General features: G+C 48.7%; 14 protein-coding genes and 1 pseudogene. 5 read left to right on the forward strand and 10 right to left on the reverse strand.

The features are described 5' to 3' along the window. Positions 1-90 precede the first annotated feature (90 nt). The 3 genes from AC3CIC_RS10750 (at position 91) to AC3CIC_RS10760 (ending at position 2128) form a co-directional block, all read left to right on the forward strand. Positions 91-588 carry a peptidylprolyl isomerase gene (locus AC3CIC_RS10750; protein ID WP_016961163.1) on the forward strand — a complete coding sequence of 166 codons (498 nt, stop codon included), beginning with the start codon at positions 91-93 and terminating at the stop codon, positions 586-588. Positions 589-629: 41 nt separating this feature from the next. Continuing rightward, on the forward strand, positions 630-1358 hold the full coding sequence (lpxH, locus tag AC3CIC_RS10755; RefSeq protein WP_488515905.1) for a UDP-2,3-diacylglucosamine diphosphatase: 729 nt from the start codon (positions 630-632) through the stop codon (positions 1356-1358). A 161-nt stretch (positions 1359-1519) separates the two neighbouring features. Then, positions 1520-2128 carry an EAL and HDOD domain-containing protein gene (locus tag AC3CIC_RS10760; RefSeq protein WP_488514593.1) on the forward strand — a complete coding sequence of 203 codons (609 nt, stop codon included), beginning with the start codon at positions 1520-1522 and terminating at the stop codon, positions 2126-2128. A gap of 134 nt (positions 2129-2262) precedes the next feature. On the opposite strand, the gene AC3CIC_RS10765 is transcribed toward AC3CIC_RS10760, so the two are convergent. Further along, complete coding sequence (locus tag AC3CIC_RS10765; protein ID WP_488514594.1) at positions 2263-3750, reverse strand: CoA-acylating methylmalonate-semialdehyde dehydrogenase; 1488 nt, start codon at positions 3748-3750, stop codon at positions 2263-2265. 22 nt (positions 3751-3772) lie between these two features. Then, the gene (gene aptA, locus AC3CIC_RS10770; RefSeq protein WP_488514595.1) at positions 3773-5107 is read right to left on the reverse strand and encodes an omega-aminotransferase AptA; all 1335 of its coding nucleotides are present in this window, start codon (positions 5105-5107) and stop codon (positions 3773-3775) included. 200 nt (positions 5108-5307) lie between these two features. On the opposite strand from aptA, the pseudogene AC3CIC_RS10775 reads away from it, so the two are divergent. Then, positions 5308-6803, forward strand: a pseudogene (locus AC3CIC_RS10775) (aldehyde dehydrogenase). A gap of 106 nt (positions 6804-6909) precedes the next feature. On the opposite strand, the gene AC3CIC_RS10780 reads toward AC3CIC_RS10775, so the two are convergent. Beyond that, positions 6910-8127 (reverse strand): bifunctional alpha/beta hydrolase/OsmC family protein, encoded by a 1218-nt coding sequence (locus tag AC3CIC_RS10780; RefSeq protein WP_394210428.1) that lies wholly within the window; start codon positions 8125-8127, stop codon positions 6910-6912. Positions 8128-8286: 159 nt separating this feature from the next. Further along, positions 8287-9591: an NAD(P)/FAD-dependent oxidoreductase gene (locus AC3CIC_RS10785; RefSeq protein ID WP_016961156.1), complete on the reverse strand. Its 1305-nt coding sequence runs from the start codon at positions 9589-9591 to the stop codon at positions 8287-8289. A 334-nt stretch (positions 9592-9925) separates the two neighbouring features. Here AC3CIC_RS10785 and AC3CIC_RS10790 point away from each other — a divergent pair, with 334 nt between their 5' ends. Next, the gene (locus AC3CIC_RS10790) at positions 9926-10474 is read left to right on the forward strand and encodes a cupin domain-containing protein (RefSeq protein ID WP_016961155.1); all 549 of its coding nucleotides are present in this window, start codon (positions 9926-9928) and stop codon (positions 10472-10474) included. Positions 10475-10556: 82 nt separating this feature from the next. Here the strand turns inward: AC3CIC_RS10790 and AC3CIC_RS10795 are convergent, their stop codons facing one another. The 6 genes from AC3CIC_RS10795 to AC3CIC_RS10820 form a co-directional block, all read right to left on the reverse strand. Continuing rightward, positions 10557-11885 (reverse strand): NAD(P)/FAD-dependent oxidoreductase, encoded by a 1329-nt coding sequence (locus AC3CIC_RS10795; RefSeq protein WP_488514596.1) that lies wholly within the window; start codon positions 11883-11885, stop codon positions 10557-10559. 9 nt (positions 11886-11894) lie between these two features. Further along, entirely contained in the window at positions 11895-12737 is an 843-nt protein-coding gene (locus AC3CIC_RS10800; protein ID WP_016961153.1) for an ABC transporter permease subunit, read from the reverse strand. Beyond that, positions 12734-13678 carry an ABC transporter permease subunit gene (locus AC3CIC_RS10805; protein ID WP_371733149.1) on the reverse strand — a complete coding sequence of 315 codons (945 nt, stop codon included), beginning with the start codon at positions 13676-13678 and terminating at the stop codon, positions 12734-12736. The genes AC3CIC_RS10800 and AC3CIC_RS10805 overlap by 4 nt, the downstream gene beginning before the upstream one ends. Next, the gene (gene potA / locus AC3CIC_RS10810) at positions 13675-14802 is read right to left on the reverse strand and encodes a polyamine ABC transporter ATP-binding protein (RefSeq protein ID WP_016961151.1); all 1128 of its coding nucleotides are present in this window, start codon (positions 14800-14802) and stop codon (positions 13675-13677) included. Before potA ends, AC3CIC_RS10805 begins: the two co-directional genes overlap by 4 nt. A gap of 87 nt (positions 14803-14889) precedes the next feature. Continuing rightward, entirely contained in the window at positions 14890-15990 is a 1101-nt protein-coding gene (locus tag AC3CIC_RS10815) for a polyamine ABC transporter substrate-binding protein (protein WP_488514597.1), read from the reverse strand. A gap of 133 nt (positions 15991-16123) precedes the next feature. Beyond that, positions 16124-17512, reverse strand: a complete 1389-nt coding sequence (locus AC3CIC_RS10820) for an aspartate aminotransferase family protein (protein WP_488514598.1) — start codon at positions 17510-17512, stop codon at positions 16124-16126. Positions 17513-17541 lie beyond the last annotated feature (29 nt).

Below are 17541 nucleotides of genomic sequence, written 5' to 3' on the forward strand. Positions count from 1 at the left end.
GCGGTTTTTTATGCGGCGATCGGTTGAATGTCCCGCCCGTTGGGATAGAATCATCGGTCTAAAGCTTAATGCTCTTTTAAGGAACTCAACATGGTTACGCTTCATACCAACTTTGGTGATATCAAAATCCAACTTAATGCAGAAAAAGCGCCAGTAACAGCAGCGAACTTCCTGCAGTACTGTCGTGACGGTTTCTATAATGGCACTCTGTTCCACCGTGTTATTGATGGCTTCATGATCCAGGGCGGTGGCATGATTTCTGGCATGGAAGAGAAAGAGTCAGGCGCGTCAATCAAGAACGAAGCAAACAATGGTCTGAGCAACAAAATCGGCACCCTTGCGATGGCTCGCACCATGGAACCGCACTCAGCGAGTTCACAGTTCTTCATCAACGTTGGCAACAACACCTTCCTAGATCACAAATCTGAATCTATGGACGGCTGGGGTTACTGCGTATTCGGCGAAGTGGTTGAAGGCATGGACGTGGTTAACAAGATCAAAGACGTAGCAACCGGCAACTGGGGCTATGTACATCAAGACGTACCTGTTGAAGAAGTCATCATCAACAACGTGACCATCGAAGAATAAGGTGGCAATGGGCAGTGGTTACCACCACTGCCCTTTTATCTATGACCATACTATTTATTGCAGATCTTCATCTCAGTCCATCTCATCCAGACATTACTGATTGCTTCTTCCGTTTTATGGAACAAGAAGCACCGTCGGCCAGCGCACTCTATGTGCTTGGGGATTTGTTTGAATCATGGATAGGTGATGACGAAGAAACGCCACTACAATGTGATGTCGCCAACGCCTTTAAAGCGCTGAATGCTAAAGGTGTGCCAATCTATTTCATCCACGGCAACCGCGATTTTATGATTGGAAAGCGCTTCGCGAAATCCGCTGGCATGACGCTGCTTCCTGAGCACCATGTTATTGACTTATTTGGCGAGCCAACGCTCATCATGCATGGTGACACCCTGTGCATTCAGGATGAGGCATACCAACGCTACCGCAAGAAAGTTCACAATAAATTTACGCAATGGCTATTCCGTCGATTGCCGCTTTCAACACGACAGAAGATTGGTCAGAAGATCCGCTCAAGCAGCTCGTCAAACAACCAAGAAAAGCCACAAGAAATCATGGATGTCGATCAGAATGAAGTCACCCGAGTGATGCAAGCTTACGGTGTCAAACAACTGATCCATGGTCACACCCATCGCCCAAATATTCATACTTTGTCGATCGGGACTGATCTTGCGCAACGAATTGTTCTTGGCGATTGGTACACTCAAGGGTCTGTTCTCGCTTGCACCCCAGAAGGCTGCACGCTAGAAGCGCGAAAATTCCAAAACTAACCATATTTCTTCAGCTAAATCTGACATTTCAAGATTAAAAAAGTATTATTTACTTAATTATTTTTCTTCGCGAAATATCAGACTTATTTGGCACTCTCGACTCTGAGACGGGATATACACTTAGTTTTATATTGATTTGCTTGAAGGTACTGTGGCTTTCTATGAGTTCGAACTTTGCAAGACAAGCGATTTTTGATATTCATAAGCAAGTAATCGCTTATGAGTTTTTGTTTCGTGATGGATTTCGAGACTCGTTCCCTGGTATTGCTTCTGACGTAGCCACGCAGAGCATACTCAATGACCTCTTTATTAAAGGCAATATCACTCAGGAAGCTGTCTCTGATGGCTTACCATGCTTCGTGAATTTCTCTTACCAAAGCCTAATTGATGGCACTGCTCTTCAGTACCCACCAGAAAATCTTGTGGTCGAAGTGTTGGAAGATTGCCAGGCAGACTCGGTACTGTTTGAGAAGTTGGTTGATTTAAGAGCCAAAGGATACTGCATCGCATTTGACGACTTTATCCCTTCGACTGATTGGATCCCTTTTCTTGGCCTTGCCGACATTATCAAAATTGATTTTCGCGCACAGTCACTGGATTCAATTACTCGCTTTGTGCAGGAATATCGAGAAAAGTTCAGCTTCAAGTTGTTAGCGGAAAAAATTGAAACCAAAGAGGAATATCACTTCGCACGTGAACTCGGTTTCGATCTCTTCCAAGGCTATCAACTGAGTAAACCTGAACGAATGCCCTATCCGTTTGTTGCTTAGCTTTGTTACTTAGCTTTGTTGCTTAGTTTTGCTAAATAGCTTGGTTAAATCGCGACAGAAAATGACAAAGAAAAAGGAGCCAGTAGGCTCCTTTTTGTCGTTTCAATGCGCTCGGTTTTTATCGCGTTCCACGCTTATTTCATTGTCGGCATGACAAAATCTGCGTTGGCGCGAATGCCTGTGGGCCATCGAGCCGTAATAGCTTTGCGACGTGTATAAAAACGCACGCCATCTGGCCCATGCATATGAAGAGGCCCAAACAAAGAACGTTTCCAGCCACCAAAGCTATGAAACGCCATGGGCACAGGAATAGGCACATTCACACCCACCATGCCCACCTGAATTTCATGGCAGAACTGCCTTGCCGCATCGCCATTTTGCGTGAAAATTGCGGTTCCGTTGCCAAACTCATGTTCATTGATAAGCTTCACGGCGGTGGCATAATCTGGCACACGCACAACCGCCAGAACAGGACCAAAAATCTCATCACGATAAATAGTCATATCCTCGGTGACGTTATCAAACAGACAACCACCAAGGAAGAAACCGTCGCCGCCGCCCTCTGCAACCACACCTCGACCATCAACCACCAGCGTTGCCCCTTCGGCAACACCCTCGGCCACATAGCCTTCTACTTTCTTTAAATGCTCGGCGGTGACCAAAGGCCCCATTTCCATGCCTTCAATCACGCCATTACCAACACGCAACGCTTTCACTTTTGGGGTTAACTTTTCAATCAATGCATCAGCGACGTTGCCGACGGCTACCGCAACGGAAATCGCCATACAGCGTTCGCCTGCCGAACCATATGCCGCGCCCATTAATGCAGCAACGGCTTGATCAAGGTCGGCATCCGGCATCACCACCATGTGATTTTTCGCGCCGCCCAATGCCTGAACACGTTTGCCATGCGCAGAGGCTGTGCTGTAAATGTATTCGGCAATGGGTGTTGAGCCGACAAAGCTGACAGCTTGCACATCTGGGTGAGTCAACAGCACATCAACCGCTTCTTTATCACCGTTCACCACATTGAACACGCCATCTGGCAATCCCGCTTGCGTTAATAGCTCGGCGATACGCATCGTCGAACTCGGATCTTTTTCCGACGGCTTCATAATAAAGGTATTGCCACAAGCAATCGCAATCGGGAACATCCACATGGGTACCATGATCGGGAAGTTAAACGGCGAAATCCCCGTCACAACACCGAGTGGCTGGTTCAGCGACCAAGCGTCAATACCGGTACCAATTTGTTCCGTCATCTCGCCTTTCAACAAGTGTGGAATACCGCATGCAAATTCCACCACTTCCAAGCCGCGGGTTAGTTCCCCTTTGGCATCATCAAGCACTTTGCCATGTTCTTTGGTGATCAACGCTGCCAACTCGTCGATGTTTTCTTCCACTAACGCTTTGAACTTAAACATCACACGAGCACGGCGCAGCGGTGACATTTCGGACCACGCTGGAAACGCCGCTTTTGCCGCAGCAATAGCAGACTCGGTTTCAGACACCGACGCCAAAGAAACGTCACCACACACCTTTCCGGTGGCTGGATTAAACAACGATTGTTTTCTTTCACTCGCAGCAGTGTATTTACCATCAATGTAATGTGTCACAGACATATCCCTATATTCCTCAGTTAACTCATAACGCGTTTTTGATGGCGCGTTCCAGCGTGCTGACCATCTGATCAATGTGTTTTGATTCCAAAATCAATGGCGGTGACATGGCGATGATGTCGCCGGATGCGCGCACCAAGACACCGTCGTAAAAGCTTCGTGTAAACACGTCGTAGCCACGTTTTCCAATCCCTTTCTCGCTTGGCGCAAGTTGAATACCTGCGATAATGCCCGTATTCCGGACATCGATAACGTTGGCATGGCTTGCAAGGGAATGAACGGCATCTTGCCATTCCGTTTCCATTTCACGGGCATGCTCAAACAGCTTTTCATCTCGGTAGATATTCAGTGATGCGAGCGCGGCGGCGGCGGCAACGGGATGACCCGAATAGGTATAGCCATGAAAAAATTCAATGGTGTCTTCCGGCGCATTCATACACGTATCGTAAATTCGCTCGCTCACCAACACTGCGCCCATTGGGATCGCGCCATTGGTCAAGGCTTTCGCCGTGGTGATCATGTCCGGTGTCACATCCCAACGCTGTGCGGCAAACGCATCACCCATCCGACCAAATGCGGTGATCACTTCATCGAAGATCAGCAAAATGTCATGTTTGGTCGTAATTTCACGCAGACGTTTCAAATAGCCAACGGGTGGCAATACCACACCGCCAGAGCCAGACATAGGTTCAACAATAACGGCAGCAATGTTCTCAGCGCCGTGCAGGGCAACCAATTGCTCAAGCGCCTCCGCTTTCTCTATACCGTTTTCTGGTAATCCTTTAGAGAACGCATTTTTCTGCATATCCAGCGTATGAGGAAGATGCGCGACACTCGGTAAAAGCTGGCCGTTAAACGCTTTACGGTTGTTCACCATGCCACCGACAGAAATACCACCAAAGCCAGTACCGTGATAACCCAACTCACGACCAATCAACATCGTGCGATTGGAGTGACCTCGAGCACGTTGGTAAGCCAACGCAATCTTCAACGCCGTGTCGGCCGATTCAGAACCTGAATTAGTGAAAAATACGCGGTTTAGGTCGCCAGGTGCCATGTCAGCCAAACGCTCAGCCAACTCAAACGGCAAAGGATGCCCCATCTGGAATGTTGGCGCGTAATCCAGCTCTGAGATCTGACGGCTCACCGCTTCAGAAATCTCGCGTCGGCTATGACCGGCGTTACAACACCAAAGGCCCGCAGTTGCATCAAGCACTGAATTGCCTTCAACATCTTCGTAATACATGCCTTTCGCTTTCGCAAGCAAACGAGGGGTCGCTTTGTATTGTCGATTTGCGGTGAAAGGCATCCAGAAATTATCCAGATTCACTCCCTCACTTTGTGGTTTTTGCACTGCCATCGTCAGGTATCCTTACATGCCGTCATCGTTGTTAATGAGTTGTTGCTGAATGAGCAATATTTGCAATACTATGTCAAATATAACGAACAGTAAATGGATTATGTTCAAGATAAAAACAATTAATCGCACTATTTGTAAAATATTTTGAAATAGTGCACAGTGGCAAAAAATCGGCAATTAACATGGATTAAGGGGCAGATATGACTTCTCGCACGTCTCGTCAAGACTGGGATTCGTTGGCAAATACGCTGACAATTAAGGGCCAAGCTTTCATCAATGGGGAACTCCGAGACGCCGTATCTGGCGACACGTTTCCCTGTCTTAGTCCTATCGACGGCCGAACACTTGCCCAGGTCGCCAGTTGCGATCTGGATGATGCCAATCTGGCCGTGGCCAACGCCCGTGAAACATTCGAATCTGGCGTGTGGGCGCATCTTCCTCCCGCAGAACGAAAAAAAGTAGTTATCCGTTTTGCTGAGCTTATTGAAGCAAACGGTGACGAGTTAGCGCTACTTGAAACCCTCGATATGGGTAAACCTATTCGCTATTCAAAAGCGGTGGATGTTAACGGTGCAGCGCGGGCAATACGCTGGTCTGGCGAAGCGGTTGACAAAATTTACGATGAAATCGCCCCAACGCCTCACAATGAAATTGGGATGATCACGCGAGAGCCTATCGGTGTTGTCGCGGCTATTGTGCCTTGGAACTTCCCGATGTTAATGGCGTGCTGGAAACTCGGCCCTGCGTTGGCTTCTGGTAACTCCGTCATTTTAAAACCCTCAGAGAAGTCACCATTAACAGCTATTCGATTGGGTGAGCTTGCTCTTGAAGCGGGTATGCCAAAAGGTGTACTTAACGTGTTACCGGGCTTTGGTCACACCGTGGGTAAAGCCCTCGCTTTACACATGGATGTCGACACGCTGGTGTTCACCGGCTCCACCAAAATAGCCAAGCAGTTGATGATCTATGCGGGTGAATCGAACATGAAGCGTGTTTGGCTCGAAGCTGGCGGAAAAAGCCCGAACATTGTCTTTGCTGACGCCCCAGACTTAGATGCCGCGGCTGCTTCTGCCGCATCTGCGATCGCTTTTAACCAAGGCGAAGTGTGCACTGCAGGCTCTCGATTGTTGGTAGAAGCCTCCATCAAAGATGCCTTTGTGGCGAAGGTGGTTGATCAACTAAAAAGCTGGCAGCCGGGTCACCCGCTTGACCCAGAAACGCAAGTCGGCGCTGTCGTCGATCAGCAGCAACTTGATACGGTATTGAGCTATATCGAAAAAGGCACACAAGGCGGTGCAACCATGGTTTGTGGTGGGAGTCGTGTTATGCCAGAAACCGGTGGATTATTCATTGAGCCTACTGTGTTCGATAACGTGAACAATGATATGTCTATCGCGCGCGAAGAGATCTTTATCCCGTGCTCTCTGTCATTACGTTTGAAACGCAAGAGCAGGCTGTAGCAATTGCCAATGATACGGATTATGGCCTCGCGTCAGCGGTGTGGACATCGGATATTTCCAAAGCCCACAAAACCGCGAAGGCACTACGTACTGGCATGGTGTGGATTAATCACTACGATGGCGGCGACATGACGGCACCGTTTGGGGGTTATAAGCAATCAGGCAACGGTCGCGATAAATCGCTTCACGCGTTTGAAAAATACACCGAAGTCAAAGCCACGTGGATTGCGTTCTGATCAGCCAAAACCCACGCTTATGGGCGATAGCAATCGATAAGTAATCAATACAAAAAGACCCAGCACAGCTGGGTCTATTCCCTTTGCGTCAGCCACTTTTTTAGCGTTACGCTTTCAACGCCGTGGTGATCACGATTTTGCTTTCTAGGGTTTTATGAACCGGGCATTTGTCCGCTATTTCCAACAAGCGTTGTCGTTCATCGTCCGTCAAGTTGCCAAACAACGCAATTTCACGCGCAAGCACTTCCACTTTAGAATGCTCATCATCGCAGTGCTCACAGTCGTCGCCATATTGGCGGCTATGTGACAGCGTGACTTTGACATCATCAAGTGGCAGGTTTTTGCGGTTCGCATACATACGAAGCGTCATGGAAGTACATGCACCTAGCCCCGCAAGCAAATGCTCATAGGGATCGGGCCCTAAATTGTCACCGCCGAAATCCACAGGTTCGTCCGCAAACCATTGGTGATGATCGGTTTGAATAGTGCGGGTAAATTGCTTGTTGTGCTCAGTCACTAGCACCTCACCACGTTTGATAGAGGTGCTGCTTTCTTTGATCGGCGACGCCAAATCAATGTAGCGGTGTGACCACGCGGCAATCAGTTCAGCGACATACTGGGCGTCATCCTTGTTGGTCAGCAGATGATCAGCAGTGTCGAGCGTCACAAAGCTTTTCGGATGCTTGGCGCGAAGGTAAATTTTCTCCGCTTCTCTAATCGAAACGACGCTGTCGATTGGCGAGTGCATCACAAGCAATGGCACTCGAAGGGATTCAATATCGTCATTTTCGGTGCGAATGTCGTCAAGAAACTGCTTTTTGATGGTAAATGGACGACCCGCCAAGCTCACTTCTGCCTCGCCATCTGCATCAATTTTTCCCACATCAGCAGAAAATTGCTTTACGACATGTTCTGCATCCGCAGGTGCGCCAATGGTTGCCACAGCGGACACCTCAGGAATACGTTGCGCCGCAGATAACACGGCGCGTCCGCCAAGGCTATGACCAATCAATAACAAAGGCGCTTGATAGTGCTCACGAAGAAAATCGCCAGCGGCCACTAAATCGTTCACATTGGACGAGAAATTTGTGTTTGCAAAATCACCGTCACTGCCACCAAGACCCGTGAAGTCGAAGCGCAATACAGCGAAACCAATATTCACCAATGCCCGAGAGATACGAGATGCCGCCGCGACATCTTTTCCGCAAGTAAAGCAGTGGGCAAAAAGCGCGTAGCCACGTGCGGTATGTTCCGGGGTTTCCAACATGCCAGCAAGTATGTTGTTTCCACTGACAAAAGTGACTTTACTTCGTTTTCCAGCCATTTAGCTCTCCAGATAAGTTCACGGATACGTTCGCATTGTGAGTGAGCGAGCACTAACAATCCTATCACTAACTAAAGAGACCGGAATGACGGGAAAAGTATGACAACACGTCTCTCATTTAGGCGAGAGACATGAATAGATGGAAAGTTGACTGGTGTGTTATTGCAGGATTTCTTTGATCTTGTGGTACGTCATACCAATTGCAAGCAATGGAGAGCGCAGTATCGGGCCACCAGGGAACGTCATGTGTTTCACTCGGGCAAACACATCAAAGCGTTCGGCTGTGCCTGAGATAGCTTCAGCAATCACCTTGCCCGCCATGTGCGTAGCATTCACACCGTGACCGGAATAGGCCTGCGCATAAAAAATGTTCGGTGCATCCGGTAAGCGCCCAATTTGAGGCAATCGATTCGCACCAATACCAATCATGCCGCCCCACTCGAAATCAATATTCGTCCCTTTTAGCTGCGGGAACACACGCTCAAGGTTTGGCAACAACGCGCCTGTAATGTCCTTTGGATCTTTGCCAGAATACGTACACAACCCACCAAACAGCAATCGGTTATCGCCCGATAAATGATAGTAATCCAGCGCGATACTGAGATCGGCAAACGCCATGTTCTTAGGGATCGTACTTTGTACCTGCTCATCCGTCAGCGGCTCGGTCGCAATGATGTAGCTCCCCGCAGGCAAGACTTTCCCGCCAATGTAAGACTCAAGCTTGTTGCCGATATAGGCATTGCCTGCCAAAAGCAAATACTGACACGTCACCTGCCCCTTGTTGGTTTTCACTACGGGCCTATTGCCTTTGATGATTTCAATCGCGGCGCTGTCTTCAAACATCTGCACACCCAAACTAGCCGCCGCCGCCGCTTCACCCGTAACGAGATTTAATGGATGCAAATGGCCGCTGCCCATATCAAGCATACCGCCAATATAGCGTTCTGAGCCGATAACCTCAGGCATCGCCTCTTTATCTAGCATGCGGATTTCATGGGCATAGCCACTTTGTTTTAGGCCATTGAAATCGTCTTCGAGTTCTTTCATGTGCGCGGGTTTCAACGCTAGATCGCAGTATCCCATGGTGAGATCGCAATCAATGTTAAACGCCCCGACGCGATCTTTAACGATCTCAACCGCTTCCACACCCATTTGATTGATAGCTTCAACGCCGTCTTTGCCTATCTGATTCGTGAATTGCTCAATACCATGACCAATACCACGGATCAGTTCGCCGCCATTCCGTCCTGACGCTCCCCACCCAATCTTATTCGCTTCCAACACCACAACAGAGTAGCCACGTAGCGCGAGCTCTATTGCACTGTTCACGCCACTGAATCCACCACCGACAATACAGATATCGGCCGTTATCGACTCAGTGAGTTCGGGATAGCGTTGCGGATACTTCGCGGTCGCCGCGTAGTAAGACTGTGTATGCGCTAGTTTTGACGACGTAGAAGCCATGACAAACACTCTCTGTAAAATATAATCAACAAAGATTAACGTATTCTCTACATGAAGGTGAAGTGAAAAATATACACAGTGAGACGTCGATTAATATTCCGCCGCCCACCAACCTGACTCTCATCTCCCTCTGGTTACAAAGGCTAATCTGTCATCACCACACATTACATTCCGTTTTCATATCAAATAAAGCGAGCATGAAACGGTAAATATTTTTTACATTATGGCTGCGCCATCACAAAACACTTGATTACCTCGGGCTAAGAAGTAGGATTGCTTGTTCAAAATCTATTACATTAGTGACTGATACATTCGAAACGAGGAGAGTCGGACATTGGATATTGGTGCCAACCTAAAGGCCGTAAGAAAAAGTCGTGGATTATCTCAGCGTGAATTGGCAAAACGCGCCGGTGTGACAAACAGCACTATCTCAATGATTGAGAAGAACAGTGTTAGCCCTTCTGTCAGTTCGCTCAAAAAAGTGTTGTCAGGTATTCCCCTTTCCCTCGTGGAGTTTTTCTCTGCGGATATCGGTCAAAGTGAGTCGGCACCGGTGATTTATCGCCAAACTGACTTATTGGAAATTGGCGATGACGCGGTTTCCATGAAGGTAGTTGGTAAAGACTATCCGAATCGTGCGCTGTCTGTACTCTCGGAGATTTACCCGCCAGGCTCGCACTCAGGTGACGATATGCTTCAGCATGAAGGCGAAGAAGCTGGACTGGTTATTGAGGGGAAATTGGAGCTTACCGTCGGCGATGACATTTATGTTCTAGAGGTGGGTGACAGCTATTACTTTGACAGTAATCGCCCCCACCGATTTGCCAATCCGTTTGATGATGAGTGCCGTATTTTCAGCGCGACCACGCCTGCTAACTTCTAAAAAGAATCTCCTCGTAATAAAGCGCCCTTAATCTTGGGCGCTTCTTGTTGATAAAGCCATTTGTGCGGGGCTAGCTGTGACATCAAATCCCGAATTTGTCGCGCATCGTGTAATACCACGCACCCAGTGCTGAAAAAGGCACACTCAGTACATGTCCACCAGGGAAAGGTAAATGCGGTAAGCTCGCGAACGCATCATACCGCTCTGCTTGCCCGCGTAACACTTCCGACAACAAGCGCCCCGCCAAATGGGTATAAGTGACGCCATGACCGCTACAACCCTGCGAGTAGTAGATATTACTGCCTACCCTACCCACCTGGGGCAGACGAGATAGCGTCATCAAGAAATTTCCTGTCCAGCGATAGTCAATTTTGACATTGCTGAGCTGAGGAAACGTTTTGAGCATTTTCGGGATAATAATCGCGTCAATATCCGCGGGATCGCGAGCGCCATAAACTACCCCTCCGCCATAAATCAGCCGTTTGTCGCCAGATAACCGAAAGTAATCCAACAAGTAATTACAGTCTTCCACACAGTAATCTTGAGGTAATAAGCTTTTGGCTTGGTCGTCCGTTAGCGGTTCGGTCGTGATCACCTGCGTGCCACAAGGCATCGATTTTGCGCGTAGCTCAGGCATCAATCCGCCCAAATAGGCATTGCCAGCAACAATCAAAAACGAAGCCGTCACAGAACCTTGCTCAGTAAACACTTTCACTGGCTCGCCACGCTCGATACGAATCGCCGCTGAATGCTCATAGATGATACCGCCCAAGCTTTCGACAGCATCCGCTTCGCCTAATGCAAGGTTTAGCGGGTGAATATGCCCACCAGACTTATCGAGCAATCCCCCCACGTAGCGTTCGGTATCGACCATACTACGAATGTCATTCTGATTGATCATTTCAAGTTGGTCGTTACCATGGCGCTCCCAAAGCGCTTTTTGATGTTCAAGCTCGTGCATCTGTTTGGCATTCAGCGCCGCAAACACGCCGCCGTTTTTCAAATCGCATTCAATGTTGTATTTCTCAACGCGCTCACGAATGATTTTACCGCCCTCAAACGCCATCTCACCGAAAAGGCGGGCTTTCTCTTTACCCACCGTTTTCTCAATCACATCAATATCACGGCTGTAGCTGTTGACGATCTGGCCGCCATTGCGACCTGACGCGCCCCAGCCCACTCGCGCAGCCTCAAGCACAACAACATTAAACCCCGCTTCCAGCAGATGCAGTGCTGACGACAATCCGGTATAACCCGCGCCGATAATGCACACATCCGTGGTGACATCTTCTTTCAGTGTCTCACGCAACGGCGAGGGATTGGCAGACGCCGCATAATACGACGAGGCATGCTCTAACTGAGGGTTTTGGGTGCGTTGCTTCGATTCCATTGAACCTGCTTGCTGCGACATGTGACGTTCCTACTGTTGTTCTAATTCTTGGTTGAGCCGTTTCATTTCTTCCTTGGACTTACGCTCAGAGCGGCGAGCGATATACCAAGAAATAAACGCAAACAACGACACAACCAGAATGATTAATGTGGCAAGGGCATTGATCTTCGGTGACACGCCCAGGCGCACAGAAGAGAACACCACCATAGGTAGCGTGGTTGACCCCGGCCCCGACACGAAGCTTGCGATAACCAGATCATCAAGAGACAAACTGAAGCTCAATAACCAACCCGCCACCAGCGCAGGCGCAATCATAGGGACAGTGATCACGAAGAAGACTTTCAGCGGGGTTGCCCCCAAATCCATGCCGGCTTCTTCAATCGAGAAATCCAATTCTCGCAAGCGCGATGACACCACCACCGCCACATACGCGGCGCAGAATGTCGAGTGTGCAATCCACACCGTTGTCATCCCGCGCTCAGCTGGCCAACCAAACAGCTCGCCCATTTGAACAAACAACAGCAACAGCGAAAGACCGATAATCACATCAGGCATGACCAGTGGCGCCGTGATCATGTTTGATAGCGTGAGCCTCCCCCATGAACGTCTAAACCGTGTCATTACAAACGCTGCAAGCGTGCCTATGATCACCGCCATGGTGGAGCTATAAAACGCGATGCGTAGGCTGGTCCAGACGGCTTGCAGGATCTGTTCATCTTTGAACAGTTCGATATACCACTTGGTGGAGAATCCGCCCCACACCGTCACCAGCTTTGAGGCATTAAATGAGTAGATCACCAAGATCAACATCGGCAAATAGAGAAACACTAACCCTACCCACAACATGACGGTTGAAAATTGCCAACGTTTCATCGGCTAGCCTCCATGTCCTTAGATTGATAGTGATGGAACAAGGTGATCGGAATGATCAACAGCGCCAACATCACAATCGCCAATGCCGAGGCAACAGGCCAATCACGGTTGTTAAAGAATTCTTGCCACAACACCTTACCAATCATCAGGGTTTCAGGGCCGCCAAGCAGCTCTGGTATCACGACTTCACCCACCACAGGAATAAACACCAACATGGAACCTGCAATCACACCGCCTTTCGACAAGGGCAATGTCACTTTCCAGAAAGTATTAAAGTTACGTGAGCCTAAATCAGCTGCCGCTTCGAGCAAGCTGCCATCGAGCTTGACGAGGTTGGCGTAAAGGGGCAGCACCATGAATGGCAAATAGGTATAAATAATACCGATGTACACCGCGACATTGGTGTTGAGGATCTGGATAGGGTCTGAAATCACACCGAGCCAGAGTAAAGAACTATTGATGATCCCCGAGTTACTCAATAGCCCCATCCAGGCATAAACACGGATCAAAAAAGAGGTCCAAGATGGCAACATGATAAGCAACAGCAGCACGGTCTGCATCCGTGCAGGTGCACGGGCAATCGCATAGGCCATTGGGTATCCCAATAGCAGACAACCAATCGTCGAGAAAAAAGCAATTTTGACCGAACTGAGATACGCGAGAACATAAAGATCGTCATCGAGTATTCGTAGATAGTTTTCAAGATTCAGCGTGATCTCAACCACTTCATCCACATATTGCATAATCGCTTCATAAGGCGGTATTGCAATGGCAGCCGTGGAGAGGCTGATCTTAAACACTATCGCAAAGGGCATCGCAAAAAAGAGTAATAGCCAAAGATAGGGGATCCCTAAGGTAAAATGCCGACCCTTTGGAAACAGAATGTGTGTCTTAGTCGGCGGCTTTTTCACGTCAGTATTAGGGTTAGAGGGCATCGTCATACGCGTAATACCACACCGCTGGTGGCCTCCCAACTGATGAACACTTCGTCATCCCAAGTGGGTCGGTCTTGGCGTCGAGAGATATTCGCCATGCTACACATCACGATTTTACTGCTAGGTAATTTGACGTAGTAAACGGACATTCCACCGAGGTAGGCAATATCATCCACCACACCTTTGGTCCAGTTGTACTCGCCTTCAGGTGGCTCTTTGCTGATCAAGGCTTTCTCTGGCCTGACCGCCAGCCATACTTTTTTGTCTTCGACATTAGTAGCAACGCCGTGACCAACATAGATGGGCTGCGAGATTTCGTGTGAATCAATCACGCAATGGTCAGTTTCATCCACCACGATATCGCCTTCAAACGTGTTCACCGAACCAATGAATTCGGCAATCATGCGACTGTTGGGGCTTTCGTAGATGTCCGTTGGTGAGCCTGTTTGGGCGATCCATCCTTCGTGCATCACGGAGATACGACCTGCCATGGTCATGGCTTCTTCTTGGTCGTGAGTTACCATCACACAGGTCACACCAACACGTTCAAGAATTTCCACCACTTCTAACTGCATTTGTGTGCGTAGCTTTTTGTCCAATGCCCCCATGGGTTCATCGAGCAACAAAAGTTTTGGTCGCTTTGCCAATGATCGCGCCAAAGCAACCCGTTGGCGCTGACCGCCCGAAAGTTGATGTGGCTTTCTTTTGGCATACTCTTCCATTCGCACTAAACGAAGCATCTCGGCAACGTGGAGATCAATTTCAGCCTTCTTCATTTTGTCTTGCTTCAAACCAAAGGCGATGTTTTGCGCCACCGTCATGTGCGGAAACAAGGCGTAAGACTGAAACATCATATTGATAGGGCGTTCGTAAGGAGGCATGTCGGTGATGTCTTCACCATCAAGATAAATTCGACCGCTTGACGGTTTTTCGAATCCCGCCAGTATGCGCAATAAGGTAGATTTACCGGACCCGGACCCACCCAATAGCGAAAAAATCTCTCCTTTCTCAATCGTGAGGGACACATCATCGACGGCACGAACATCGCCGAACACTTTGCTGACACGGTCAATTTTTAGCAGATCCTGTTTCTTCTGCTGACTTTCGATAGGTTGCGGTTTATTCGTCACACTCTGATCCTCCCTGTTACCGCTCAGAAAACGTAAATCCTGAAAACAGCGAGAGAGCCACAAACAATGCGGCTCTCTGATTAACCGTTACTGGCCAGTTTTCATTCGCGTCCAGTTACGAGTCTTGAGACGGCTTATTTTCAGAGGTAACACTTCAGACACGAACAACTTCTCCATCACCTCAGGAGTCGGATAAATAGAAGGGTTGTTCAACACGTCCTGATCAATCAGTGTGTTCGAGGCAGTGTTAGGGTTGGCATACACAACATAATCCGTGATTGGGGCAATCACTTCTGGACGCATAATGTAGTTGATAAAGGTGTGAGCGTTTTTGGCATTCTTCGCCCCCGCTGGGATCGCCATCATGTCGAACCAAATATTCGCGCCGTCACTTGGAATGGCGTATTCGATAACCTGACCATTGTCAGCTTCTTCCGCGCGATCTGCCGCTTGAAAGATATCCCCCGAGAAACCAAAGGCCAGACAAACATCACCATTCGCCAAATCGGTGATGTAGCGCGACGAGTGGAAGTAGGTAATGTAAGGGCGAATTTTAGCCAGTGCTTCCCCTGCTTTTTTGTAGTCTTCTTTATTGGTGGAGTTTGGATTCAAACCGAGATATTGCAGCACCTGCGGCATCACCTCATCGGCGGAATCGAGCATAGCAACACCGCACTCTTTTAATTTGGACACGTACTGAGGGTCCATCAAAAGGTCTAGCTTATTCTCGGGTAAGTTATCACCCAAAATCGCTGTCACCTTTTCGGTGTTGTAACCAATACCATTGGTACCCCAAAGGTAAGGAATGGCGTACTTATTACCTGGATCAGCCATTTCCAAACGCTTCATTAATACCGGGTCCAAATTTTTCATGTTGGTCAGCTGACTTTTATCCAATTGCTGGAATGCGCCCGCCGTGATTTGTTTGGCTAAGAAGTTATTTGATGGCACAACCAGATCGTAGCCCGAGTTGCCGGAAAGCAACTTGGCTTCGAGTATGTCGTTGCTGTCGTAGACATCATAGGTGATCTTAATACCCGTCTCTTTCTCGAAGTTTTCTATCGTGTCTTCCGCGATATAATCACTCCAGTTGTAAATTCGTAGCACTTCTTCTGCGTGTAGCCCAGTTGAAACCACCAGTCCCGCAAGCATAACTGCGGTGACCTTGTTTCGGATTACCATCTTCATGTTTTCTCCTTTTAGCCCTCTCCTTTTCAAAAGAAAGGCATTACTACATTCCAATGTCCAAACCAGTTTTGCAAGCTGGCTTTGATGGTTGATTGGCATCGCTTTGATGCCAATCAGTGAGATCTCGTGGGCGTTAAATCACGCCATTTTCCTGCAAATGTTGTAACGTCAAATCCAGCGACAATTTCGCTTTATGGATAAGTTCATCGACCTCAGCTCTCGTGATCACCAGCGGGGGGCTGATGATCATCGTGTCGCCACAAGCTCGCATTACAAGGCCATTTTCAACACTTAAGTCACGGCAAATACCACCAATGCCAACAGATTCATCGAATCGAGATCGCGAGGCTTTGTCTTTGACCAATTCGATCGCAGCCACCAGCCCTACGCCTCGTGCTTCACCCACCAAAGGATGATCCGCCAAGGTTTGCCACTGTTGTTGCAAGTAAGGGCCGATGTCTTCTTTGACGTATCGAATGAGATTTTTCTCTTTCATGACGCGCAGATTTTCCAACGCCACAGCCGCGGCAACAGGGTGACCGGAATAGGTAAAGCCGTGGTTGAAATCGCCGCCTTTTTCTTGAAACGCATTCGCCACACGATCACTAACAATCACACCGCCCATCGGGATATAACCAGATGTCATGCCTTTTGCGATAGGCATAAAATCAGGCGTGATACCGAAGTGTTGGCAGCCAAACCATTCGCCGGTTCGGCCAAAGCCTGAGATGACTTCATCAGTAATCATGAGAATGTCGTATTTCGCCAAGATGCGATTGATTTCAGGCCAGTACGTCGAAGGTGGAATGATCACGCCACCCGCGCCTTGAAACGGTTCTGCAATAAACGCAGCGACTTTATCTTCGCCAATCTCAAGAATGGCTTTTTCCAATTCTTGTGCCGTTTTGATTCCAAACTCTTCGGGGGTCAGGTCGCCGCCTTCCCCAAACCAATAAGGTTGTGGAATATGGTGAATGCCAGGGATCGGCAGCCCACCTTGCTTGTGCATACCTTTCATGCCACCTAAGCTCGCACCTGCAACGGTGGAGCCGTGATAACCGTTATGACGACCAATGATGTTGAATTTTTCAGGCTGGCCTTTCAACGTCCAATAATGACGAACCATGCGCAGCACAGTGTCGTTTGATTCAGAACCAGAGCCGGTGAAGAACACCTGATTCATGTGGTCAGGAGCAAGGTCTGCAATTTCCTTCGCGAGTTCCACCACCGGTGGGTGAGCACATTGGAAGAAACTGTTGTAGTAAGGGAGTTCAAGCATCTGTCGATGCGCGGCGTCGGCCAATCTTTTCTCGCCGTAACCGATATTGGTGCACCAAAGACCTGCCATGCCATCCAGAATGCGATTTCCATTGCTGTCCCAGATGTACACACCCTGAGCACGCACAATCATGCGAGCGCCCGTCTCTCTCAGCGTTTTGTGGTCGCTGAATGGGTGTAAATAGTGCGCGTTATCTAGCGCTTGCAGTGTTTCGGTATCTGGGTGTTGTGCGACGTGTGTCATTTAGACCTCCACATCCATATAGTTTGACT

The organism is Enterovibrio sp. QJM3NY_24 (assembly GCF_057786035.1).

Bases quoted from the DNA above. Each gene is read 5' to 3' on its own strand.
- AC3CIC_RS10750 (WP_016961163.1), top strand. From the start codon at position 91: ATGGTTACGCTTCATACCAACTTTGGTGATATCAAAATCCAACTTAAT.
- lpxH (WP_488515905.1), top strand. From the start codon at position 630: ATGACCATACTATTTATTGCAGATCTTCATCTCAGTCCATCTCATCCA.
- AC3CIC_RS10760 (WP_488514593.1), top strand. From the start codon at position 1,520: ATGAGTTCGAACTTTGCAAGACAAGCGATTTTTGATATTCATAAGCAA.
- AC3CIC_RS10765 (WP_488514594.1), bottom strand. From the start codon at position 3,750: ATGTCTGTGACACATTACATTGATGGTAAATACACTGCTGCGAGTGAA.
- aptA (WP_488514595.1), bottom strand. From the start codon at position 5,107: ATGGCAGTGCAAAAACCACAAAGTGAGGGAGTGAATCTGGATAATTTC.
- AC3CIC_RS10780 (WP_394210428.1), bottom strand. From the start codon at position 8,127: ATGGCTGGAAAACGAAGTAAAGTCACTTTTGTCAGTGGAAACAACATA.
- AC3CIC_RS10785 (WP_016961156.1), bottom strand. From the start codon at position 9,591: ATGGCTTCTACGTCGTCAAAACTAGCGCATACACAGTCTTACTACGCG.
- AC3CIC_RS10795 (WP_488514596.1), bottom strand. From the start codon at position 11,885: ATGTCGCAGCAAGCAGGTTCAATGGAATCGAAGCAACGCACCCAAAAC.
- AC3CIC_RS10800 (WP_016961153.1), bottom strand. From the start codon at position 12,737: ATGAAACGTTGGCAATTTTCAACCGTCATGTTGTGGGTAGGGTTAGTG.
- AC3CIC_RS10805 (WP_371733149.1), bottom strand. From the start codon at position 13,678: ATGACGATGCCCTCTAACCCTAATACTGACGTGAAAAAGCCGCCGACT.
- AC3CIC_RS10815 (WP_488514597.1), bottom strand. From the start codon at position 15,990: ATGAAGATGGTAATCCGAAACAAGGTCACCGCAGTTATGCTTGCGGGA.
- AC3CIC_RS10820 (WP_488514598.1), bottom strand. From the start codon at position 17,512: ATGACACACGTCGCACAACACCCAGATACCGAAACACTGCAAGCGCTA.